17 protein-coding genes are annotated in these 21,049 nt (G+C 37.1%); 15 read left to right on the top strand and 2 right to left on the bottom strand.

Features of this window, described 5'->3' with window-relative positions; all coding sequences use genetic code 11:
• The first annotated feature begins 50 nt into the window (after positions 1 to 50).
• Both brnQ and ACKTSC_RS11035 read left to right on the top strand, forming a co-directional pair.
• The gene (gene brnQ, locus ACKTSC_RS11040) at positions 51 to 1,403 is read left to right on the top strand and encodes a branched-chain amino acid transport system II carrier protein (RefSeq protein ID WP_332581497.1); all 1,353 of its coding nucleotides are present in this window, start codon (positions 51 to 53) and stop codon (positions 1,401 to 1,403) included.
• A gap of 381 nt (positions 1,404 to 1,784) precedes the next feature.
• Positions 1,785 to 2,567, top strand: coding sequence for a hypothetical protein (locus ACKTSC_RS11035; protein WP_407857616.1), 783 nt, complete (start codon positions 1,785 to 1,787; stop codon positions 2,565 to 2,567).
• Positions 2,568 to 2,609: 42 nt separating this feature from the next.
• Here ACKTSC_RS11035 and ACKTSC_RS11030 read toward each other — a convergent pair whose 3' ends face one another.
• Positions 2,610 to 3,416 (bottom strand): Cof-type HAD-IIB family hydrolase, encoded by an 807-nt coding sequence (locus ACKTSC_RS11030; RefSeq protein WP_407857615.1) that lies wholly within the window; start codon positions 3,414 to 3,416, stop codon positions 2,610 to 2,612.
• A gap of 268 nt (positions 3,417 to 3,684) precedes the next feature.
• On the opposite strand from ACKTSC_RS11030, the gene ACKTSC_RS11025 reads away from it, so the two are divergent.
• The 5 genes from ACKTSC_RS11025 (at position 3,685) to ACKTSC_RS11005 (ending at position 8,808) form a co-directional block, all read left to right on the top strand.
• Positions 3,685 to 4,887 carry a multidrug efflux MFS transporter gene (locus tag ACKTSC_RS11025; RefSeq protein WP_332581494.1) on the top strand — a complete coding sequence of 401 codons (1,203 nt, stop codon included), beginning with the start codon at positions 3,685 to 3,687 and terminating at the stop codon, positions 4,885 to 4,887.
• A gap of 235 nt (positions 4,888 to 5,122) precedes the next feature.
• Positions 5,123 to 5,953, top strand: a complete 831-nt coding sequence (locus ACKTSC_RS11020; RefSeq protein WP_407857614.1) for a transporter substrate-binding domain-containing protein — start codon at positions 5,123 to 5,125, stop codon at positions 5,951 to 5,953.
• Positions 5,954 to 5,972: 19 nt separating this feature from the next.
• Entirely contained in the window at positions 5,973 to 7,307 is a 1,335-nt protein-coding gene (locus tag ACKTSC_RS11015; RefSeq protein WP_407857613.1) for a CapA family protein, read from the top strand.
• A gap of 17 nt (positions 7,308 to 7,324) precedes the next feature.
• Positions 7,325 to 8,065 (top strand): amino acid ABC transporter permease, encoded by a 741-nt coding sequence (locus tag ACKTSC_RS11010; RefSeq protein ID WP_407857612.1) that lies wholly within the window; start codon positions 7,325 to 7,327, stop codon positions 8,063 to 8,065.
• Positions 8,062 to 8,808: an amino acid ABC transporter ATP-binding protein gene (locus ACKTSC_RS11005; RefSeq protein WP_407856398.1), complete on the top strand. Its 747-nt coding sequence runs from the start codon at positions 8,062 to 8,064 to the stop codon at positions 8,806 to 8,808. Before ACKTSC_RS11010 ends, ACKTSC_RS11005 begins: the two co-directional genes overlap by 4 nt.
• A gap of 64 nt (positions 8,809 to 8,872) precedes the next feature.
• Here the strand turns inward: ACKTSC_RS11005 and ACKTSC_RS11000 are convergent, their stop codons facing one another.
• Positions 8,873 to 9,052 (bottom strand): YjzD family protein, encoded by a 180-nt coding sequence (locus tag ACKTSC_RS11000; protein ID WP_332581489.1) that lies wholly within the window; start codon positions 9,050 to 9,052, stop codon positions 8,873 to 8,875.
• Positions 9,053 to 9,222: 170 nt separating this feature from the next.
• Here ACKTSC_RS11000 and dnaE point away from each other — a divergent pair, with 170 nt between their 5' ends.
• The 8 genes from dnaE to ACKTSC_RS10960 all read left to right on the top strand — a co-directional run bounded on the left by dnaE (position 9,223) and on the right by ACKTSC_RS10960 (position 20,399).
• On the top strand, positions 9,223 to 12,480 hold the full coding sequence (gene dnaE, locus ACKTSC_RS10995; protein WP_407857611.1) for a DNA polymerase III subunit alpha: 3,258 nt from the start codon (positions 9,223 to 9,225) through the stop codon (positions 12,478 to 12,480).
• 138 nt (positions 12,481 to 12,618) lie between these two features.
• Entirely contained in the window at positions 12,619 to 13,581 is a 963-nt protein-coding gene (pfkA, locus tag ACKTSC_RS10990) for a 6-phosphofructokinase (protein ID WP_332581487.1), read from the top strand.
• A gap of 61 nt (positions 13,582 to 13,642) precedes the next feature.
• Complete coding sequence (pyk, locus tag ACKTSC_RS10985) at positions 13,643 to 15,427, top strand: pyruvate kinase (protein WP_332654268.1); 1,785 nt, start codon at positions 13,643 to 13,645, stop codon at positions 15,425 to 15,427.
• Between the two features lie 174 nt (positions 15,428 to 15,601).
• On the top strand, positions 15,602 to 16,153 hold the full coding sequence (locus ACKTSC_RS10980; protein WP_407856396.1) for a YceD family protein: 552 nt from the start codon (positions 15,602 to 15,604) through the stop codon (positions 16,151 to 16,153).
• A gap of 58 nt (positions 16,154 to 16,211) precedes the next feature.
• On the top strand, positions 16,212 to 16,391 hold the full coding sequence (gene rpmF / locus ACKTSC_RS10975; RefSeq protein ID WP_071858614.1) for a 50S ribosomal protein L32: 180 nt from the start codon (positions 16,212 to 16,214) through the stop codon (positions 16,389 to 16,391).
• A gap of 290 nt (positions 16,392 to 16,681) precedes the next feature.
• Positions 16,682 to 18,103: an NADP-dependent phosphogluconate dehydrogenase gene (gene gndA / locus ACKTSC_RS10970; RefSeq protein WP_407857610.1), complete on the top strand. Its 1,422-nt coding sequence runs from the start codon at positions 16,682 to 16,684 to the stop codon at positions 18,101 to 18,103.
• 107 nt (positions 18,104 to 18,210) lie between these two features.
• Positions 18,211 to 18,897: a response regulator transcription factor gene (locus ACKTSC_RS10965; RefSeq protein WP_010740068.1), complete on the top strand. Its 687-nt coding sequence runs from the start codon at positions 18,211 to 18,213 to the stop codon at positions 18,895 to 18,897.
• Positions 18,894 to 20,399 (top strand): HAMP domain-containing sensor histidine kinase, encoded by a 1,506-nt coding sequence (locus ACKTSC_RS10960; protein ID WP_407856395.1) that lies wholly within the window; start codon positions 18,894 to 18,896, stop codon positions 20,397 to 20,399. Before ACKTSC_RS10965 ends, ACKTSC_RS10960 begins: the two co-directional genes overlap by 4 nt.
• The last annotated feature ends 650 nt before the right edge of the window (positions 20,400 to 21,049 follow it).

Below are 21,049 nucleotides of genomic sequence, written 5' to 3'. Positions count from 1 at the left end.
TATGTACAATTAACCAGGAAATCATAAATTTATAGTTAGTAGGGGATTATATGGAGAAAAAACTTTCATTGAAGCAGTATATTTACGTGGGTTCCATGCTCTTTGGCTTGTTCTTTGGAGCAGGAAATTTAATTTTTCCAGTTAACATGGGGCAGTTAGCAGGAGGTCATATTTTCTTAGCCAATTTAGGCTTTTTGGTTACCGGAATAGGTTTGCCCTTTTTAGGTGTGGTAGCTATTGGTGTCTCGCAAAGCAAAGGAGTTTTTGATTTAGCACTAAGAATCAATCGAACATATGCCTATATTTTTACTATTTTGATTTATCTTGTTATCGGACCATTTTTTGCTTTACCTCGTTTAGCAACTACTTCTTTTGAAGTGGGGATCGCTCCATTTTTAAAAGGTAATAATCAGACTTTATTTTTAGCTGTTTTCAGCTTCTTATTTTTCTTAGTTGCTTTCTTGTTTTCACGTAAACCGACAAAAATTTTAGATTATGTAGGCAAATTTTTAAATCCGATTTTTCTAGTTTTACTAGGAGTTGTCCTCTTTCTAGGATTTATTCGTCCAATGGGTTCAGTTAGTGGAGCTGCAGTCCAACCAGCTTATCAAGCAAATGCATTCATCAAGGGATTTACAGAAGGATATAATACTTTAGACGCGTTGGCTTCTTTAGCCTTTGGGATCATTATTGTTACAACGATCCGATCGATGGGAGTAGAAAAACCAAATCAAATCGCAAAAGATACCATCAAATCAGGTGCTATCAGTATCGTATTGATGGGGGTCATTTATACGTTATTAGCTTATCTTGGTGTAATGAGTTTAGGTCAATTTTCTATCAGCGAAAATGGCGGCGTTGCTTTGGCCCAAATTTCTAATTATTATCTAGGGACTTCGGGAAGTGTCTTGTTGGCACTGATTGTGATCTCAGCGTGTTTAAAAACGGCAATTGGTTTGATTACTGCTTTTTCGGAAACTTTTGTCGAATTATTTCCGAGTCGCAGCTATCAATTCTTTATTATTATCGCAAGTGTTTTACCATGCCTGTTTGCAAATGTCGGGTTAACTAAAATCATTGAAATCTCATTACCCGTTTTAATGTTTGTTTATCCTTTGGCGATGACTCTAATTTTATTAGCTATTTTAAGTCCATTGTTCAAACATCGCAAAATAGTTTATCAAACAACGACGGCCTTCACATTGATTGCGGCTATTTTTGATGGTCTAGCTGCGTGTCCGCAAGGAATTTTAGATATTCCATTCGTCAACACATTGTTAACCTTTGTCGGTAATTACTTACCATTTTTCTCGATTGGAATGGGCTGGATTTTACCAGCATTTATCGGTTTCTTAATCGGTTTGGTTTACACTCAAGTGTCAAAAAAACAAAGTGCTGTATAATTTTTATCATAAGAAGAGTCTCATTTATAATGGGACTCTTTTTGTTATACTCGAAAGTAAGAGCAAAATCATTTATCAAAGTAGGTGGAGGTATTTATGGAAATTATTGAAAATAATACAAGTGAGATGCAAGTACGAATCAAAGAGAAAAGTGCAAAGTGATTCATTTAGAGACTTTTTCTTTTGAAGCACCTAAATTTTATGAAAAAAATGGCTTTGAAACTTTTGGCAAAATTAGAGATGTACCGGTAGCTCATTGCGACTATTTTTTCTTCAAAAAATTATTGGATTGATCCAAGTTGCTAGGATAACTATCGCGTAAAAAATAATCGGCTTTGCTATAATAAAGCAACAAGCAATTAAACAAGAGAGGTGAAAGTCATGATCGATTTAACAGTGAAAATCACTCGAAATAAGACGATGATTTCATTTGAAGAGGAAGGATCAGTGATTCTCTATCAGCAATTGGATAATATAAAGCTAGCAAACGAGAATGCTCTTTTGGTCTATTATAATGGGCGGAAGCCAGTGGCAGTCTCTTTTGACAATGCAATTGATAAAAAGAGCTTGAATGCAGCGGACAGTCTAGCAGAAATCCAACTCGGATGGGAAGCAGAGCCAAAAGATCTTGCCCAAGTAATGCTCGATACGTGGACCGAAAAAGGACTGGAAATTGCAGCCTTATTTGAACCACAAAAAGTTGCCGGTAACCAATACGCTGTTGCCAAAAAATATCAGACAGATTTGTTTACGATACTAAAGACTTTTGGTTATGAGAATGAAAAGATAAAAACAAAGCCGGCAAAAGCACAACATCGTTGGTCGAAAGCATTAAGTGAACTTCCTTTTTATATTGATTATAAAGGAGCAAAAGCAGAAGTTGTTTGGCAAAAACGCAATGAAATGCGGATTAAGTCAGGAGCGGTTCTAGCACAAGAAAGCCCTTTGAATAAAGATGGCTCAGTGGGTTTTAGTGCTCGGTTGACGGAAAAATTACGTTCCGATCATGGTGATAAAATCAAGAATTATGTGACGGTGGAAGATGTCATTTTAAAAAGTGTGAATGAAGTGGGAATCTTTCTTTATTTTGCCGGAACGAATGGTTGGCTAGTTTTAAAAGATAAAGAGGGAAAAACGATCGATGCTTATTCAGTTGTAAACTAAAAAAGCTGGGATACAGAATGGTGCATTCTGTGTCTCAGCTTTTTATAAATCTAAATATTTAGCTAAATAGTCGGCCATACCGTTTTCAGCATTTGTTTTTTCAGTAATATCGTTGGCTACCGATTTTAATTGATCTGTACCGTTAGCCATCGCTACACCCCAACCGGCAAATTTCAACATAGCAACATCATTGTGTTCATCTCCAAAGGCAACGATATCTTCACGTTGAAAATCAAGTGTTTCGATCACACGTTGTAGGCCATGTGCTTTTTGGATTCCTTTGGCCACAACTTCTAAGATAGGATTAGGTCCGCCCCAAGTGTTCACTTCTACTTCATGTCCGAATTGCTGTTTTAGTTCCTCAGAAACACTGCCGACATTTTCAGGTTGGCTGCGAAGTAACACGGAAGTTGGATTTGTTCGCAAGGTATTCATGGTTAGTAAGTTTTCATCAGTAGCAAAATCACTCGCAAAAAAATGTTTATCAAAGAAATTTAAATCATCGATGAAGAAAGTTTCACGATTTTCAGCGGCGATAAAATCCAATTTTAAATTTTTCTTTTCCGCCATTAAGTCAAAAACAATTTTTCGATTGAAAGAAGTTTCTTGTTCACCAATCCAATATTGCTCTGGCAAGTGGACAAGTGCGCCGTTGAAATTGATCATAGGTGTTGTTAGTTGTAATTGTTCATAAAAATTCTTACTCATCCGATATGGTCGGCCAGTAGCGATGACAACAGAGTGTCCCTCCGCGATTGCGCGTCGTAATACTTTAGCCGTTTTATCAGTAATTTTAGACTCGGGATTTAATGTTGTCCCATCTAAATCAAGTGCAATTAATTTTTTCATAGGATCTCCCTTCTATAGATAAGGAAACGATTTCGAAATAAGATAACATTGAGAAAATTTAGGCTCAGTAATAAAGTTGTCACCGACTAAAATCCTTATTTCGATTTGTTTAAGTCTAGCATACTCATCAAAAAACGCAACTGCAGAGCGTTTAAAAATAAGAATATTAATGAATATCTAAATACACGCTAGAGGAAGATACGTTTCTTTTTTTTTCGTTCTGTTATAGTATAGAACTAATTAATGGCTAGGAAGTGAAAAATAGAAGATGAAAATCCATTGGCGTAGAAATTTATTTATTTCTTGGATTGGGTGTTTTTTTACTGGGGCGAGTTTCAGTTTAGTAATGCCGTTTTTACCGGTCTATATCGAGCAATTGGGAACGGCAAAATCACAGGTTGATTTGTTTTCGGGACTGGCGATTTCAGTTACCGCATTTGCCGCCGCAATCGTATCTCCTTTATGGGGGAATTTAGCCGATCGTAAAGGACGGCGTTTAATGATGGTGCGGGCTGCGGCGGGGATGACAGTAACGATGGGGTCATTAGCTTTTGTCCCTAATGTTTATTGGCTGCTGATCATGCGCTTTATGACAGGGGTATTATCAGGATATATTCCGAATGCAACAGCGTTGATTGCTTCTCAAGCGCCAAAAGAAAAAAGCGGCTGGGCGTTAGGTACATTGGCTACTGGAGCGGTCGCCGGAAATTTGATCGGACCGTTGATCGGCGGGATGTTGGCGCAGTGGTTTGGTTTACGAAATGTTTTCATTATTACAGGAATTATTTTATTGATTTGTACAATTTTAACGATCTTGATGGTCAAAGAAGATTTCGAGCCAATCGAGAAAGCTGATATCGTCAGCATGAGTGAATTGCGTCAACGAATCGATCATATGCCGATTTTAGTGGGACTATTTATTAGTTCATTGATTTTGCAATTGGGCGCTACGAGTATCAGTCCGATATTGACGCTATATATCAGAGACCTAAATGGATCCAGCAGTAATACGCTATTCATTAGCGGCTTGATTGTTTCAGTGGCGGGTGTGTCAGCAATCATTTCTTCTCCAACGTTAGGAAAAATTGGTGACCGCATCGGGAATCATAAAGTACTATTAGCGGGCTTGATTCTTTCGTTCGTTTGTTTTATTCCAATGGCATTTGTTCGAACACCTTTTCAATTAGGCGTGTTGCGTTTTTTCCTTGGCTTTTCCACTGGAGCACTAATGCCATCGATCAATACGTTGATCAGTAAAATCAGCCCACCAGAAGGAGTCAGTCGGATCTTTAGTTATAATCAAATGTTCAACAACTTTGGACAAGTTATCGGACCGATGTTAGGGTCGACTGTAGCACATTCAATGGGTTATCCGTCAGTATTTCTAGTGACTAGCCTCTGTGTGTTTGGAAATATCATTTTGAGCTTCTTTAATTTTCGTAAGTTGCTCGTAACTAAAACAAAAATCTAAGCAATAAGCAAAGATAGACTTCATAAAAAGCAGATAGAGTTGAAAAATTTTTCGACTCTGCCTGCTTTTTTATTTATGTATAAGTTTTTTTGATGGATAGATATAAAATTTATAAATTATTCGGTAATGATTCCGAATGCTATACTAAAAAGCAATTCTAACAATTTGTTAGTTTTAATTAATACATTATTGATAATTATTTATAAAAAAGTTGAAAATAAAGGGAGTTTAAAATATGAAGAAAATAGCGTTGGTTTTGGTAGCTCTTACCAGTTTTTTGATACTTACAGGTTGCGACACAAAAAAAACAGCAACAACGAATTCGAGTGATGTAAAAAAAACGATCGTTGTCGGAACGAGTGGTGTCAGCAAACCATTTAGTTATGAAAAGGATGGGCAATTAACAGGGTATGATGTGGAAGTAGTTAAAGCTATTTTCAAGGGAACTGATTATAAAGTGAAATTTGAAAAAACGGAATTCGAATCGATTTTATCAGGTGTAGATAGCGGACGTTATCAACTAGGAGTCAATAACTTTTCTTATAATGAAGAAAGAGGTAGCAAATATACGTTCTCTTATCCGATTATTACAAATCCTAATGTTTTCACTGTCAGAAAAGATGATGACTCTATTAAAGAAATCAGTGATTTAGGCGGGAAAAAGGCGGTCACAGAGGTGGGAAATTCTGGAGCAACGATTCTTGAAAACTACAATAAAGAAAATCCAGATAATAAAGTAAATATCACCTATTCAGAAGTAGATTTTATCAAACAATTCGAGCAAATCGAAGCTGGACAATATGATGTACGGATCATTTCTAAAGTTTCTGCCGAAGCTGGGATCAAAGAACATGGCTTTAAAGATTTAAAGACCGTTGCCTTTACTAGCGAAGGAACCAATGCCAATGCTTATGTCTTGCTAGGAAAAGATGCAGATCCAGCCTTGCAAAAAACAGTCAATGATCGAATTAAGGAATTAGTGGAAGATGGTACATTAGCTAAAATCAGTCAAGAACAGCTAGGTGGAGATTACGTTCCTAAAACAGCTGATTTGAAACAACCGTAAAGAGAAGAGAGGGTTACACATGAATTTTATAATTACCGGAGATTCGCTTTTTTCAAGTCAAAATCTAACGCAAACGATAGATGAGGCTTTAGTAGCAAAATTACAAACCGCTGATGCAGTCTTTACTAATGCCGAATTTGTCACGCCGAATTTAGCAACTCCTCCCGCAGCCGGTAGAGGATATGTAACAAGTGTTCGTCCAGCATTGTTAGATGAGTTTACAAAATTAAATATTCGTTATGTTGGATTTGCCAATAATCATACAGGAGATTTTGGGATTCAAGGGATGTTAGATACATTAGAAGAAAGTCGGAAACGCAACATTATTCCTTTGGGGATTGCTGAGAATTTATACAACGCCAGAAAACCAGTATTTATTGATCATGCGGATTGCCGAATCGCTCTTATCACCATTGATGTCACACGAAGCGAAGTTTTTGCTGCAATTGATAGTGCCAATGGATTGCCGGCACGTCCAGGAGTGAATCCATTACGATGGGATCGTAAATATGTAGTCAGTCCCAAGGATCTACAATCATTAGAAGCAATCAGTCAACGCAGCGGTTTTTCAGCGAGTATGGATGAAGCGAAAAAAATCGAATTATGGAAAGCAGCTGATTCAAGAAAACAATTAGATCTAGGTTCGTTTTTTGAAGGCTACATCAGTTTTGTTGCAGGAGAGCAGCCGGGCGTAGAAACAACGGCAAAAGAAAGTGATCGTCAGGCTATTTTAGCCTCGATTGAAGATGCGAAAAAAAGAAGCGATTTCGTTTTTGTCAGTCTTCATACTCATGAGGGAGAAAATGAAAACTGGTATAGCGAGTATCCTGCTGCATTTATTGAACAGTTTTCTCAAGCTGCGATCGATGCAGGCGCAAATATCGTATTTGGACATGGTGCGCATTTTACTCGGGGAATTCAAAACTATCATGGTGGTACGATTTTTTATAATCTTGGCAGTTTGCTGATGGAGTTTGAAGCGGGTGAATCACTCTTGCCTTCAGAAATGAATGAAGCTTATGGCTATGCTTCTGCTGAATTGCCATCAACGCTCCATAGCAATCGTGTTAAAGACTCAGATGGAAATTGGCAAGGATTTTATAGTGATCCTAAATTTGAAGAAAATTTTTTAGTTTCATTTGATTTAAAAAGCGGACAAGAACCACAATTTCAGTTGATTGCAACCAATTTGCAATTACGTAATGATAGGGTGACCAAACGAGGGCTCCCAATCATTGCAGATGCACGATCGCGTCGCAATCTGATCGCTCATTTGAATGCAGTCAGTCAAGAACGATACCTAACCGAAATCGTTGAAGAAAATGGCGTTATCAAAGTACGCTCTTTGGAATAGAAAGCGAGGCAGTTTTTTTGGGTAAAATTTTTGATGTTAATTATGTTTTTGATGCCATCGCAGAACTTATAAAATTTTTGCCGATGACATTGCAGATCACGGTCTTGTCGATGTTTTTAGGGCTTGTTTTAGGCTTGTTATTAGCAATCATCAAAATAAATAGGGTTCCGGTCTTGTCTCAACTAACGACGATCTTCGTTTCTTTTGTTCGTGGAACACCACTGATCGTCCAACTGTATTTAAGCTATACTGGCATTCCATTATTGTTAAAATACTACAATCTTCATCATGGGACTGACTTAAATGTCAACAATGTTCCAGCACTGCTGTTTGTCTTAGTCACTTTCAGTCTCAATGAAGCCGGCTATAATTCGGAAAGTTTACGTGCAGCCTTGTTATCAGTAGATAAAGGCCAAATCGAAGCCGCACAATCTTTAGGGATGACTTACGGTCAAGTAATGAAACGCGTGATCTTACCTGAAGCATTCGTGGTCGCTTTGCCAACTTTGGGAAATACATTGATAGGTTTGTTAAAAGGAACTTCTTTGGCCTTTGTTTGTGCTGTAGTCGAGATGACTGCTCAAGCAAAAATTTTAGCAGGCTCTAATTTTCGCTATTTTGAAGTCTATCTAGCGTTAGCATTGATTTACTGGGTAGTAACAATTATCATCGAACAGCTGATTCGATTGATCGAGAAAAAAATTGCGGTGCCCGATGAAGTAGTTTTACGATCAAAAAGGTCAGGTGATTGGTTATGATCCAAATCGAACATTTATCTAAATCTTTTCAAAGCAATCAAGTATTGAATGATCTTTCCTTTGAGATTCAATCCGGAGAAGTGGTCGCGCTGATTGGCTCGTCTGGGGCAGGTAAATCAACACTTTTGCGTACACTTAATTTTCTAGAAAAAGCAGATACCGGTCGGATTACGATCGATGAGTTTTCATTAGAAATTGCAGCGGCAAAAAAAGAACAGATCATTCAACTAAGAAAGCAAACCGCTATGGTATTTCAATCATTTAATCTGTTTCGCCAAAAAACAGCATTGGAAAATGTTATGGAAGGGTTGGTTGTTGTAAAAAAAATACCAGTCGACCAAGCACGTAAAATGGCAGAAAGCCAGTTGGAAAAGGTGGGCTTATTAGAAAGAGCAGATTATTATCCCAAACATCTTTCTGGCGGCCAACAACAACGAGTCGCAATTGCTCGCGCACTAGCGATGCAGCCAGAGTTATTGTTGTTAGACGAACCAACTTCTGCACTAGATCCTGAATTAGTCGGTGGTGTATTGGCAACGATCCAACAGGCGGCAAAGGATGGTTTTACGATGTTGCTAGTTTCTCATGAGATGAATTTTGTTAGGAAAGTTGCGGATCGTGTCCTGTTTCTAGAGCATGGAAAAATCATTGAAGCAGGAACAGCGCAAGAAGTTTTTGAACACCCTAAACAAGAACGAACCAAAGAATTTTTAGCAAATTATTATCATCAAAACGAAATTTGATAAAAGTTTTGCGATTAATTTGAAATATATAAAAAACCAGTTACAATTAAGTAACTGGTTTTCTTTATGCTTTTACTTTTTTTGGTGAGACGAAACGAGCAGTAATAATTGCGATCACGCCAACAATGAGTGAAATGATAGTAGACATTTCAAAATTATAAGAAGCACTTTGCAAGGCACCGCCTAGATAACAAACGGCTTGTCCAATTGCGAAAGCCCAAAATAGTGTGACTAGATATTTCATCAAGAGCACCTCTTTTCACAGTAACATTTAGGTTTAGTTTAGCATTTTTTTTGAAAATGTAAAGAAAAGTCTAGTACCTATTTACATTAATTGAACGCTAAAAGAATGATAGCAATGAATACTGATTAAATAGAAAAAATACTGATAGATAGACGAAGTAGGAGGACCTTATGCAACTACCACAACTTTATACAAAAACTTCCTATTCATTATTAAATAGTACCTTAACGATCAAGGAATATGTAGAAACAGCAAAAGCCCGTGGGTATTCAGCAATTGCTATTACAGATAAAAATGTTTTATACGGTGCGGTAGAATTTTTTCAAGCGTGTCAAAAAAATCAATTAACACCGATCATTGGATTAGAATTAGATTTTATTTCGATTGAATCAACTGAAACGGTATTGCTCTATGCAAAAAATGTAGCAGGCTATCAAGAACTCATGCGTTTATCGAGTACTCGAATGATGGCAGAAAAGCCTCAAAAAATCAGCGAATATCAAATCAAACAAGATAACTTATTGGTTGTTTTGCCCGTAGACTCAATCAAAGAAGCACTCGAACCGCTTATAAATGAATTTCAAGAACTGTTTCAAACGGATTTTTATTTAGGGATCACACCTGAGACGAAGCTTAGTAATTTGCCAGTCAGTTGTTCTAAAGTTGCTTTGCATGAAGTAGCTTATTTAGAAAAATCTCAGGCTTTCTCGGTTAACGTGATGAGTCATATTCAAGCTGGAACTCAAATTCCCCGAGAAGAATTGATTGCGCAATCTGGAGAGCATTATTTACTTGATATGCAGGAACTGATTGAGCGTTTTGATGATCCGGAAGCTTTAGTAAATGCTGAAAAATTTGTTAACGAATGCCATTTTGAACTTCCGTTGCACCAAAAATTATTACCGCATTACCCAGTACCAACCGAGCAATCTGCTAAAGAGTATTTGCAAAAACTTTGTTGGGGAAAACTTCCTGAGCGTGTTTTCGAAGTGACAGAAGTTTATCGTCAACGGTTAGAACGAGAATTGGAAATCATTCATCATATGGGATTTGATGACTATTTCTTGATTGTTTGGGATGTGATGGATTACGTTCATCGCAGTAAAATCGTTTCAGGTGCTGGCCGAGGTTCGGCTGCGGGTTCGCTGGTGGCCTATGTGCTTAATATTACTGATGTCGATCCTATTGCCTATAATTTATTGTTTGAACGGTTTTTGAATCCTGAACGAAATAGCATGCCTGATATTGATTTAGATATTCCTGACAATCGGCGTAATCAAGTTTTACATTATGTTCATGAGAAATACGGCCACTTTCATGTTTCGCAAATTGCCACCTTTGGAACGATGGCTGCTAAAATGGTGCTTCGTGATGTTGGTCGGGTCTTCGGACTGTCTCAAAGCGAGGCCAACCGTTGGTCAAAAGCGATTCCGAATCAGTTAAAGATCACTTTAAAGGCCGCCTATGAAAAATCAGAATCGTTGAAACAATTGGTGGCCTATGATGAACGCAGTAAATTATTATTTGAGACAGCATTGGACTTAGAAGGTCTGCCTCGTCATGTATCGACTCATGCGGGTGGAGTAGTGATCAGCGATGTAGACTTAATGAACATCGTTCCCTTGCAAAATGGATCAGAAGATATATTGCTGACTCAATTTACGATGACCGATGTCGAGACGATCGGATTATTAAAGATGGATTTCCTAGGATTAAGAAATTTATCGATCATAGACAATACATTACAAAATATTCAACGTGTTTATCAAGAGGATTTAATATTGAGAGATATTCCGTTAGATGATCCAGAGACGTTAGCACTATTCCAAAGAGGTGAAACAAGCGGTGTCTTTCAATTTGAATCCGCAGGTATCCGAAATGTCTTACGAAAACTTCACCCAACAACAATAGAAGATATTATTGCTGTTAATGCACTTTATCGTCCAGGTCCAATGCAAAATATCGATCACTTTATCGCTCGAAGGAATGGGAAAGAAAAAGTGGTTTATCCTGATCCTTCCGTTGAATCAATCTTGGCACCGACGTACGGTATCATTGTGTATCAAGAACAGATTATGCAAGTGGCATCTGAGATGGCTGGTTTTAGTTTAGGCGAGGCGGATATTTTACGTAGAGCAGTCAGCAAAAAGAAAAAGGAACTTTTAGATGAGGAAAGAAAACATTTTGTTGAAGGCGCCTTAGCTCATGGACACAGTCAAAAAAGTGCGGAAGAGGTATACGACTATATTGAGCGTTTTGCAAATTATGGATTCAATCGATCTCATGCCGTGGCCTATACTTTTGTAGCGTATCAATTAGCCTATTTAAAAGTTCATTATCCAGGTGCTTTATATACAGCATTGATGCAGTCAGTTCGTAACGATCCTAAAAAATTAAGAGAATATATTGCTGAAGCTAATCGAGCAGGAGTAAAACTATTGGCTCCTGATATCAATCGGAGCGGGTACAGTTTTACATTAGTAGAAAAAAATGTGATTCGTTTTGGATTAGATGCTATTAAAGGGATGCGACGAGATTTTGTCAGTGATATCGTAAAGGCACGCAAAGAAAATGGATCTTTCCAATCACTCGATCAATTTTTATTACGCATCGAATCACGTTGGTTGAAAAACGAATATCTGGCACCGTTGATTTTAGTAGGAGCCTTTGATGAATTACATCCTAACCGAAAAGAATTATCTGATGGTTTGGAAGGGAAGATTCAAAATGTGCAATATAGCGGCGGAAGTATGTCCCTGCTGGATGTAATGAGTCTTAAAGAACGAGCAAGTGCTGATTTTTCATTAGCTGAACGGCTTGATTATGAAGAACAGTATTTAGGGCTCTATGTATCGGGGCACCCGACAGAGAATTATCCTAAACTATTGAAACAAAAAGATCTTCAAGCGATTACTGAATTAGTTGTAGGCAGCCAAGCTAAAATTCTCTTCTATTTAAAGGATATTCGCGAAATACGGACAAAAAAAGGTGAACAAATGGCTTTCTTGACTGGAAATGATCAAAGCGGTGAGGTTTCCTTAACGATTTTTCCGCAAATGTATCGCCGAGTCCGTAATTTATTAGTGGTAGAACAGGTGTATGTGGTACAAGGAAAAGTTGAACGCAGTCGCTATGATCAAACGATTCAATTATTAGTAGAAGAAATTGAGTTAGCACAAACAGCAGAAAAGGCAATCAGTGATCAAACATTGTATTTACGTGTCAAAGCTGAAAAAGAGTCAACTGCTATTGAACGAGAAATCGCTGATCAAATCAAATTATCACCTGGAAATGTTCCGGTAATTATCTATTATGAAAAAAATCAGCGAAAGATTGTGTTGGCTAAAAAGTTTTGGATAGGGGTTAATGACTCCTTAATAGCTGCTTTACGTGACATATTAGGGGAACAAAATGTCGTAATAAGATGATTTCTTGTAACTTTCAAAAACTTTTTTCAAAATATAAGCTTTTAGCGTGGACATCCCAAGACTTTTGGGATGTTTTTTGGTAGAATGTACCATGAATTAAGCAATGTATGTTTTTGATAATATTTATGAGGTGAGAAAATGAAACGCATTGGAATTTTAACAAGTGGAGGAGACGCTCCTGGAATGAACGCTGCTGTTCGCGCGGTCGTTCGTAAAGCGATCTTCGAAGGCATGGAAGTATATGGTATCAATTATGGTTTCGCCGGACTAGTTGCTGGAGACATCCGTCGTTTAGATGTTGCCGATGTTGGTGATAAAATCCAACGAGGCGGAACTTTCTTATATTCAGCTCGTTACCCAGAATTTGCTACTGAAGAAGGTCAATTAAAAGGGATCGAACAATTGAAAAAATTCGGTATTGAAGGCTTAGTTGTTATCGGTGGCGACGGTTCTTACCATGGCGCATTAGCTTTAACGAAACATGGCTATCCAGCTGTAGGTATCCCAGGAACAATCGATAATGATATTCCAGGAACTGACTTTACCGTTGGTTTTGATACTGCTATCAATACAGTCCTTGAATCTGTTGACCGTATCCGTGATACTGCAACTTCACATGTCCGTACATTTGTTATCGAAGTAATGGGACGTAACGCAGGCGATATCGCTTTGTGGTCTGGTGTTGCTGGTGGAGCTGACGAAATCGTCATTCCTGAACATGACTTCGACATTGAAAAAATTGCGAAAAAAATCCAAGCAGGCCGTGATCGTGGCAAAAAACATTGTCTAATCATTTTAGCTGAAGGTGTTATGGGCGGAAATGAATTCGCTGATAAATTAGCTGAATACGGCGATTTCCATACACGTGTAAGTGTTCTAGGACACGTTGTTCGTGGTGGTTCTCCAAGCGCTCGTGACCGTGTATTAGCAAGTAAATTCGGTTCATATGCCGTAGATTTATTGTTAGAAGGTAAAGGCGGATTGTGTATTGGTATGGAAGACAATAAAGTTATTGCTTCTGATATCGTTGAAACTTTAGAAAACAACAAACACAAACCTGATTTATCATTATATGACTTAAATAACCAAATCTCATTTTAATCTCGTTAATAATAGTTGAATACTATATATTATAAACAACCAAGAATGGAGCGTTTACGCAATGAAAAAAACTAAAATCGTTAGTACATTAGGACCAGCAAGTAATACTGTTGAATTAATTTCTCAATTAATTGAAGCTGGTGCTAACGTCTTCCGTTTCAACTTCTCTCACGGAGACCATGAAGAACAATTAACTCGTATGCAAATGGTTCGTGAAGCAGTAGAAAAAACTGGTAAAGACGTTGGTATTCTTTTAGATACAAAGGGAGCTGAAATCCGTACTACTGTTCAAGATACTACTGAAGCTGACTATGGTCGTGCTGGATATATCGAATTCAACGTAGGCGACAAAACTCGCATCTCAATGGATTCTGAACTTAAAGGAACAAAAGAAAAAATCGCTGTAACTTACCCAGGTCTATTCGACGATGCTCACATCGGCGGACACATCTTATTCGATGATGGTCTTATCGACATGGAAATCGTTGAAAAAGACGCTGCTAACCGTGAATTAATCATGTTAGTTAAAAATGCTGGTATGTTGGGTTCTCGTAAAGGTGTTAATGCACCTGGTATCTCAATCAACTTACCTGGTATCACTGAAAAAGATGCTGACGATATCCGTTTTGGTTTAGATAACGACATTAACTTTATCGCTGCAAGTTTTGTACGTAAAGCGCAAGACGTTCTAGACATTCGTGAAATCTTAGAAGAAAAGAACATGACTCACGTTCAAATCTTCCCTAAAATCGAATCTCAAGAAGGTATCGATAATATCGACGAAATCATCAAAGTTTCTGATGGTATCATGATCGCTCGTGGTGACATGGGTGTTGAAATCGCGCCTGAACTAGTACCTATGGTTCAAAAACGTATCATCAAAAAATGTAACTTTGCTGGTAAACCAGTTATCACAGCTACTCAAATGTTAGAATCAATGCAAGAAAACCCACGTCCAACACGTGCGGAAGCATCTGACGTTGCCAATGCTGTATTTGACGGAACTGATGCTACAATGCTTTCTGGTGAATCTGCAAATGGTAAATACCCAGTTGAAGCTGTTGGCACAATGGCTCGTATCGATATGGAAGCTGAAGCAGCATTGAACGAATTAGGTTCATTCCAAATCAACGAATTTGACAAAACAAACGTAACTGAAACAATCGGTTTATCTGTAGCTCGCGCTGCTAAAAACTTAGGTGTTAAAACAATCGTTGCTGCTACTGAATCAGGCCACACTGCACGTATGATCTCTAAATACCGTCCAGATGCTGACATTTTAGCTGTAACATTTGACGAACATACAAAACGTAGCTTAATGGTTAACTGGGGTGTATACCCAACAGTTGCTGAAAAACCTTCAACAACTGATGAAATGTTCGACTTAGCTGCTCAAAAAGCTGTAGAATTAGGTTTTGCTGAAGAAGGCGACTTAATCTTGATCACTGCTGGTGTACCAGTTGGTGAACGTGGAACTACAAACGTAATGAAAGTTCAAATGATCGGTTCTAAATTATTGGAAGCACAAGGAATCGGCGAATCTTCAGTTGTTGCACATGCAGTTGTTGCAAGTTCAGCTGAAGAAGCAATCAAAAAAGCTCAAGATGGTATGGTTCTAGTTGTTCCAACAACTGATAAAGAATATATGCCTGCAATCGAAAAAGCTGCTGCTTTGATCGTTGAAGAAGGTGGATTAACTTCACACGCTGCTGTTGTTGGTATCGCTCAAGATATCCCAGTAATCGTTGGAGCAAAAGATGCAACTTCAACTGTTGTTGATGGCGAATTAGTGACTGTCGACTCTCGTCGTGGCATTGTTTACCGTGGACAAACAACAGCTATCTAAATCTTAGACTGTTGCGAAGCGGACCAATTTATTGGTTCGCTTTTTTTATGAGTATTTACACTAAATAAAATAGATAAATGCAGACGAGCGTTTTTTATAGGTGTCAAGAAAATTTCATTGACAAAGTTTTTTTACACCTGTATAATAGCGATTGTTGCTTAGAGGTGATGAATAATGAAATGGTCGATTGGCGAATTACGCCGCTATAAAGAAGAAGCATTAAATTTTTCAGAAACGATTGATGTAAATGAAACGTTGATTCATCGTGATAATGAAGTTTTAGCAGTAGCACCTGTTGCTGTTGAAGGTATCTTGTCCGTTGGGAAAAATGAATATATTTTACATTACCGTTTGAAAACTGTTGTAACTGTTCCTTCAGCACGTTCCTTGGAACCAGTTGATCTACCACTTGATCTATCAGTAGATGAAGTATTCATGACACGGGAGCAATGGTCTTCTCTAGAAGATGAACGAGACGAAGAGATCCTTGTCATAGACAATGATACGATCGACTTAACAGATTCTATCGAAGATAACATATTATTAGCGATTCCGTTGCAAGTGTTTTCTGAAGAAGAGCTTCAATCAAAAGACTTACCAAAAGGTAACGATTGGGTAGTCGTGAGCGAAGAAGAATACTTGCAAAAAAAAGAATCTGCTGAAACAATTGATCCTCGTCTTGCAAAATTGTCTGAATTATTCAATGAATCAGAGGATAACGAGTAAGATTGGAATAAAATGTATCAGTAATGATACTTCATTTTATAAGGAGGTGTAACACCCAATGGCAGTACCAGCTAGAAAAACATCAAAAGCTAAAAAGAACAAACGTCGTACTCACTACAAATTAACCATCAAAGGATTAAACGAATGTCCTAACTGTGGCGAAATGAAGAAGAGCCATCACGTATGTGGCAACTGTGGCTACTACGATGGAAAAGATGTTATGTCTAAAGAAGCATAAGCACTTTTTAATAGAGAAGCTAAAACCTCAAGACTAACCATGGAGTCTTGAGGTTTTTTTCTTAGAAAAAACACAATTCGTTTTCCATTCTTACTTTCTTAGGATATAATGAGAAAGGTAAACATATCATGCATTTTAAACATCTTTTGCATAACAGAACAGACGAAGAGATCATTGATTCGTCCATTTATTAGATGAAGATATGCATAATGGAATAGTACATGTAAAGTAGAGAAGATTGTTCTCTAACGAAATGGCAATCGTTATCTACTTGAAATAGGAGGATTCTTATGTCAAAACAACAATTTGGTGTCGTAGGTATGGCAGTAATGGGGAAAAACCTAGCCCTAAATATTGAAAGCCGTGGATATTCTGTAGCTTTATACAATAGAACAGGTTCAAAAACTGAAGCCGTAGTAGCAGAACATCCAGAACGTAACTTAAAAGCAACTTTTTCAATCGAAGAGTTTGTTCAAGCAATTGAAAAACCTCGTCGTATCATGTTGATGGTCCAAGCTGGTCCTGCAACAGATGCAACGATTCAATCATTGTTACCTCATTTAGACAAAGGGGATATTTTGATTGATGGCGGAAACACATTCTTTAAAGATACGATTCGTCGTAACGAACAATTAGCAAATTCAGGAATCAATTTCATTGGTACTGGCGTTTCAGGTGGTGAAAAGGGTGCATTGGAAGGCCCTTCAATGATGCCTGGTGGTCAAAAAGAAGCTTATGATTTAGTTGCTCCTATTTTTGAACAAATTGCTGCCAAAGCTGAAGATGGCGAACCATGTGTTACTTATATTGGTGCTAATGGTGCTGGACATTATGTAAAAATGGTTCATAACGGTATTGAATATGGAGATATGCAATTAATTGCTGAGTCTTATGATTTAATGCATCGTTTATTAGGCCTTTCAGTTGATGAAATGGCTGAAGTATTTGCTGAATGGAATAAAGGGGAATTAGATAGCTATCTAATTGAAATCACTGCAGATATTTTAACGCGTAAAGATGATGAAGGAACAGATCACGCAATTGTTGATGTCATCAAAGATGCTGCTGGAAACAAAGGAACAGGTAAATGGACTTCTCAAAGCGCATTAGATCTTGGTGTACCACTACCATTGATCACTGAATCCGTTTTTGCCCGCTTTATCTCAGCATACAAAGAAGAACGTGTTGCTGCTAGCAAAGTCCTTACAGGACCAGCTCCTTACGAATACGATGGTGATAAAAAAGATTTGATCGAAAAAATTCGTGAGGCTCTTTATTTCAGTAAAATCATGAGTTACGCTCAAGGGTTCTCTGAATTACGTGCGGCTTCAAAAGAATTTGGTTGGTCATTACCGTTTGGCGAAATTGCTAAAATTTGGCGAGCAGGCTGTATTATTCGTGCAGGTTTCTTACAAAAGATTACTGATGCGTATGAAAAAGATCCAGATTTAGCAAACTTGATGTTAGATAGTTACTTCCAAGAAGTGACAGCTAAGTATCAGCAAGCTGTACGTGAAGTAGTAGCAATTGCGGTTCAAGCGGGTGTTCCTGTACCAACATTCTCATCTGCTATTACTTATTATGATTCTTATCGCGCAGAACGTTTACCAGCAAACTTGATTCAAGCGCAAAGAGATTACTTTGGTGCACATACGTATGAACGTACTGATAAAGAAGGAACATATCATTACAGCTGGTATGACGAAGAATAAAAATGTTAATTATAATAGGTCTATACAATTAAATGTAGCTTTTTAGTGTTTTTAGCCCTATAATAGTATAGGTTTAATGAAATTTAACCAGGAAAGGAACTAAAAAAATGAGTAATATTCTGATCATTGAAGATGAGAAAAACTTAGCTCGTTTCGTCGAATTAGAATTGAAACATGAAGGCTATGATACCGAAGTTCATTATAACGGCAGAACTGGACTTGAAGCAGCACTTGAAAGCGATTGGGATGCCATCTTATTAGACTTGATGTTACCTGAATTGAACGGGTTAGAAGTTTGTCGTCGTGTTCGTCAAGTGAAAAATACACCAATTATCATGATGACAGCACGTGATTCTGTGATCGATCGTGTTTCAGGGTTGGATCATGGTGCTGACGATTACATCGTCAAACCATTTGCTATCGAAGAATTATTAGCTCGTTTACGTGCCTTACTTCGTCGTATTGATATCGAGGGCGATAAAAACGTTGCAAAACAAACAACGATTACTTACCGTGACTTAACAATTGAAAAAGAAAATCGTGTTGTTCGTCGTGGTAATGAAATTATTGAATTAACAAAACGTGAATATGAATTACTATTAACTCTTATGGAAAATGTAAATGTCGTGTTAGCACGTGATGTTTTACTAAATAAAGTATGGGGTTATGAAACTGAAGTAGAAACAAATGTAGTGGATGTATATATCCGTTACTTGCGTAATAAAATTGATGTACCGGGTGAAGACAGCTATATTCAAACTGTCCGCGGTACTGGTTACGTTATGCGCTCATGAGAAAATTTATAAAGAAACAAAGAGAACTGAAGGGGCCCTCACTTACCATCAAGTGGGCCTTTACAAGTTCTTTCTTTATATTCGTAGTATTTACTATCTTTGCAGTTATTACGTATAAATCTTCAGTGAATTTAATAGTAACAAAAGAACGAAAGAATGTTGAACGGACGATCTCAGAAGTTACTTCGCGTCTATCAAATGCCGATGAAGAGCTGACGTTAGTAAACACTTATCGAACATTGACTGAGTCCACTGGCCAAGAGAGTGCATTATATGATCAGAATATGACGCTAGAAGGTAATATGATGCGGATTGATGATTTTATTTCAGAACTAGGCCAACGTCCTCTTTCGTTAGATATTTACAACCTGGATAAGAAACTGATATTCAAGACTCAAAATGAATATCAGCCATTGATACAGACAAAACATAAGAGTCCGACAATCGTTACAGTAGATGAAAAGAGTGGTTTTTTATCAGTCGAACCCATCTATTCCAAAAAAACGAGAGAAAAAATAGGCTATGCGCAAATTTTTTATGAGTTATCAGATTTTTATGAAATGCGCAGTAGATTACTACTTACATTAATCATTTTAGAAATTGTCTCTCTATTGTTAAGTAGCTTTTTAGGCTTTATTTTATCTTCATATTTCTTGAAACCAGTAAAAGTATTGAGAGATACAATGGAAATCATTCGGAAAGATCCTCAAGCAGAAGTGCACGTGCCAGAAATTACAACAAATGACGAGTTATCAGATTTAGCAGTCATTTTTAATGATGTCATTGACCGTATAAGGATGTATATTGAACAACAAGAACAGTTTGTTGAAGATGTTTCTCATGAGCTTAGGACTCCTGTAGCAGTGATAGAGGGCCATCTAAACATGTTGAACCGCTGGGGCAAAGATGATCCAGAAATTTTAGATGAATCCATCCAAGCAAGTTTACAAGAGCTCGTCCGTATGAAGAGCCTAGTGCAAGAAATGCTAGATTTATCACGTGCAGAACAAGTGGATGTTTATTATGGTAATGAAACAGCAAAAGCTAAGGAAGTAACCTATCAAGTGTTCAATAACTTTAAAATTTTATATCCGGAATTTACGTTCACTTTGGATGATGACCTTGATGGTGAAAAGATCCTAAAAATTTATCGAAATCACTTAGAACAAATTTTGATTATTATTTTAGATAATGCAGTAAAATATTCTACTGATAGAAAAGAAGTTCACATTTCAGTTTCTTCAACATTGAATAAGTTTGAAATTGCGATTCAAGATTTTGGTGAAGGAATACCAGATGAAGATATAGATAAAGTATTTAATCGATTTTATCGTGTAGATAAAGCTCGCGCTCGAACGAAGGGTGGAAATGGACTAGGCTTATCAATTGCACATAAACTTTTAGAGAGCTATAAGGGAAATATCTCTGTGGAAAGTGCAGTTGGAAAAGGAACAATTTTCAGAATTTTTATTCCAATGGTAGAAGAAGAAACAGTTGAGTAACTTCTCAACTGTTTTTTTATGCGAAAATTAAAATTTATTTTTTGAGAAGATAACGTTATTTTTGTTTTAAAATCGAACGTTATTTCAGATAAATAATTAAACGTTCGAAAAATAAAAAAGATAAAAAAATATATAAAAAATAGTTGCATTATAGCTTTAAAATTGCTATATTATTATCTGTTCCCAAGAGAAAAAACATCTCGAAAAAAATTAAAAATAATTATTGACGGATGTTGAAACTTGTGGTATTTTTATAAAGTCGCTTGAACAAAAAGAAAAGCTAACTTGTTTTTTTATAAAAAGTTTTTAAACGAAAGTTCTTGACTTTTGATTGAAGACCTGATATGATTTAAAAGTTGCTGATATAGTGGAAACTAAATAATAACTTTTGAGATTGAAAAAAATCGAAAAAGTTGTTGACATTAACTTTTAAATCTGTTAAGATATAAAAGTTGCTGAAACAAAGCAACAAACAATGTAGACCTTTGAAAACTGAACGAATAAAACAAACCAAATGTGTAGGGCGTTTCTTTTAATAGAAACAAACGAAACATAGCAAGCAATATGCTAGCAAGTCAATTTTTAAAATTGAGCTTAACAATCGCAAGATTGTTTCAAACACTTTTTATGAGAGTTTGATCCTGGCTCAG

It is taken from the genome of Enterococcus hailinensis, from assembly GCF_045862035.1.
Lineage (GTDB): Bacteria > Bacillota > Bacilli > Lactobacillales > Enterococcaceae > Enterococcus_A > Enterococcus_A hailinensis.
Note: the sequence above shows the minus strand (reverse complement) of the source record. Positions and strands in the feature narration are given on the sequence as shown.

Bases quoted from the DNA above. Each gene is read 5' to 3' on its own strand.
- ACKTSC_RS11005 (WP_407856398.1), top strand. From the start codon at position 8,062: ATGATCCAAATCGAACATTTATCTAAATCTTTTCAAAGCAATCAAGTA.
- rpmF (WP_071858614.1), top strand. From the start codon at position 16,212: ATGGCAGTACCAGCTAGAAAAACATCAAAAGCTAAAAAGAACAAACGT.
- ACKTSC_RS11035 (WP_407857616.1), top strand. From the start codon at position 1,785: ATGATCGATTTAACAGTGAAAATCACTCGAAATAAGACGATGATTTCA.
- gndA (WP_407857610.1), top strand. From the start codon at position 16,682: ATGTCAAAACAACAATTTGGTGTCGTAGGTATGGCAGTAATGGGGAAA.
- ACKTSC_RS10965 (WP_010740068.1), top strand. From the start codon at position 18,211: ATGAGTAATATTCTGATCATTGAAGATGAGAAAAACTTAGCTCGTTTC.
- ACKTSC_RS11000 (WP_332581489.1), bottom strand. From the start codon at position 9,052: ATGAAATATCTAGTCACACTATTTTGGGCTTTCGCAATTGGACAAGCC.
- pyk (WP_332654268.1), top strand. From the start codon at position 13,643: ATGAAAAAAACTAAAATCGTTAGTACATTAGGACCAGCAAGTAATACT.
- ACKTSC_RS10960 (WP_407856395.1), top strand. From the start codon at position 18,894: ATGAGAAAATTTATAAAGAAACAAAGAGAACTGAAGGGGCCCTCACTT.
- ACKTSC_RS11015 (WP_407857613.1), top strand. From the start codon at position 5,973: ATGAATTTTATAATTACCGGAGATTCGCTTTTTTCAAGTCAAAATCTA.
- ACKTSC_RS11030 (WP_407857615.1), bottom strand. From the start codon at position 3,416: ATGAAAAAATTAATTGCACTTGATTTAGATGGGACAACATTAAATCCC.
- dnaE (WP_407857611.1), top strand. From the start codon at position 9,223: ATGCAACTACCACAACTTTATACAAAAACTTCCTATTCATTATTAAAT.
- ACKTSC_RS11025 (WP_332581494.1), top strand. From the start codon at position 3,685: ATGAAAATCCATTGGCGTAGAAATTTATTTATTTCTTGGATTGGGTGT.
- brnQ (WP_332581497.1), top strand. From the start codon at position 51: ATGGAGAAAAAACTTTCATTGAAGCAGTATATTTACGTGGGTTCCATG.
- pfkA (WP_332581487.1), top strand. From the start codon at position 12,619: ATGAAACGCATTGGAATTTTAACAAGTGGAGGAGACGCTCCTGGAATG.
- ACKTSC_RS11020 (WP_407857614.1), top strand. From the start codon at position 5,123: ATGAAGAAAATAGCGTTGGTTTTGGTAGCTCTTACCAGTTTTTTGATA.
- ACKTSC_RS10980 (WP_407856396.1), top strand. From the start codon at position 15,602: ATGAAATGGTCGATTGGCGAATTACGCCGCTATAAAGAAGAAGCATTA.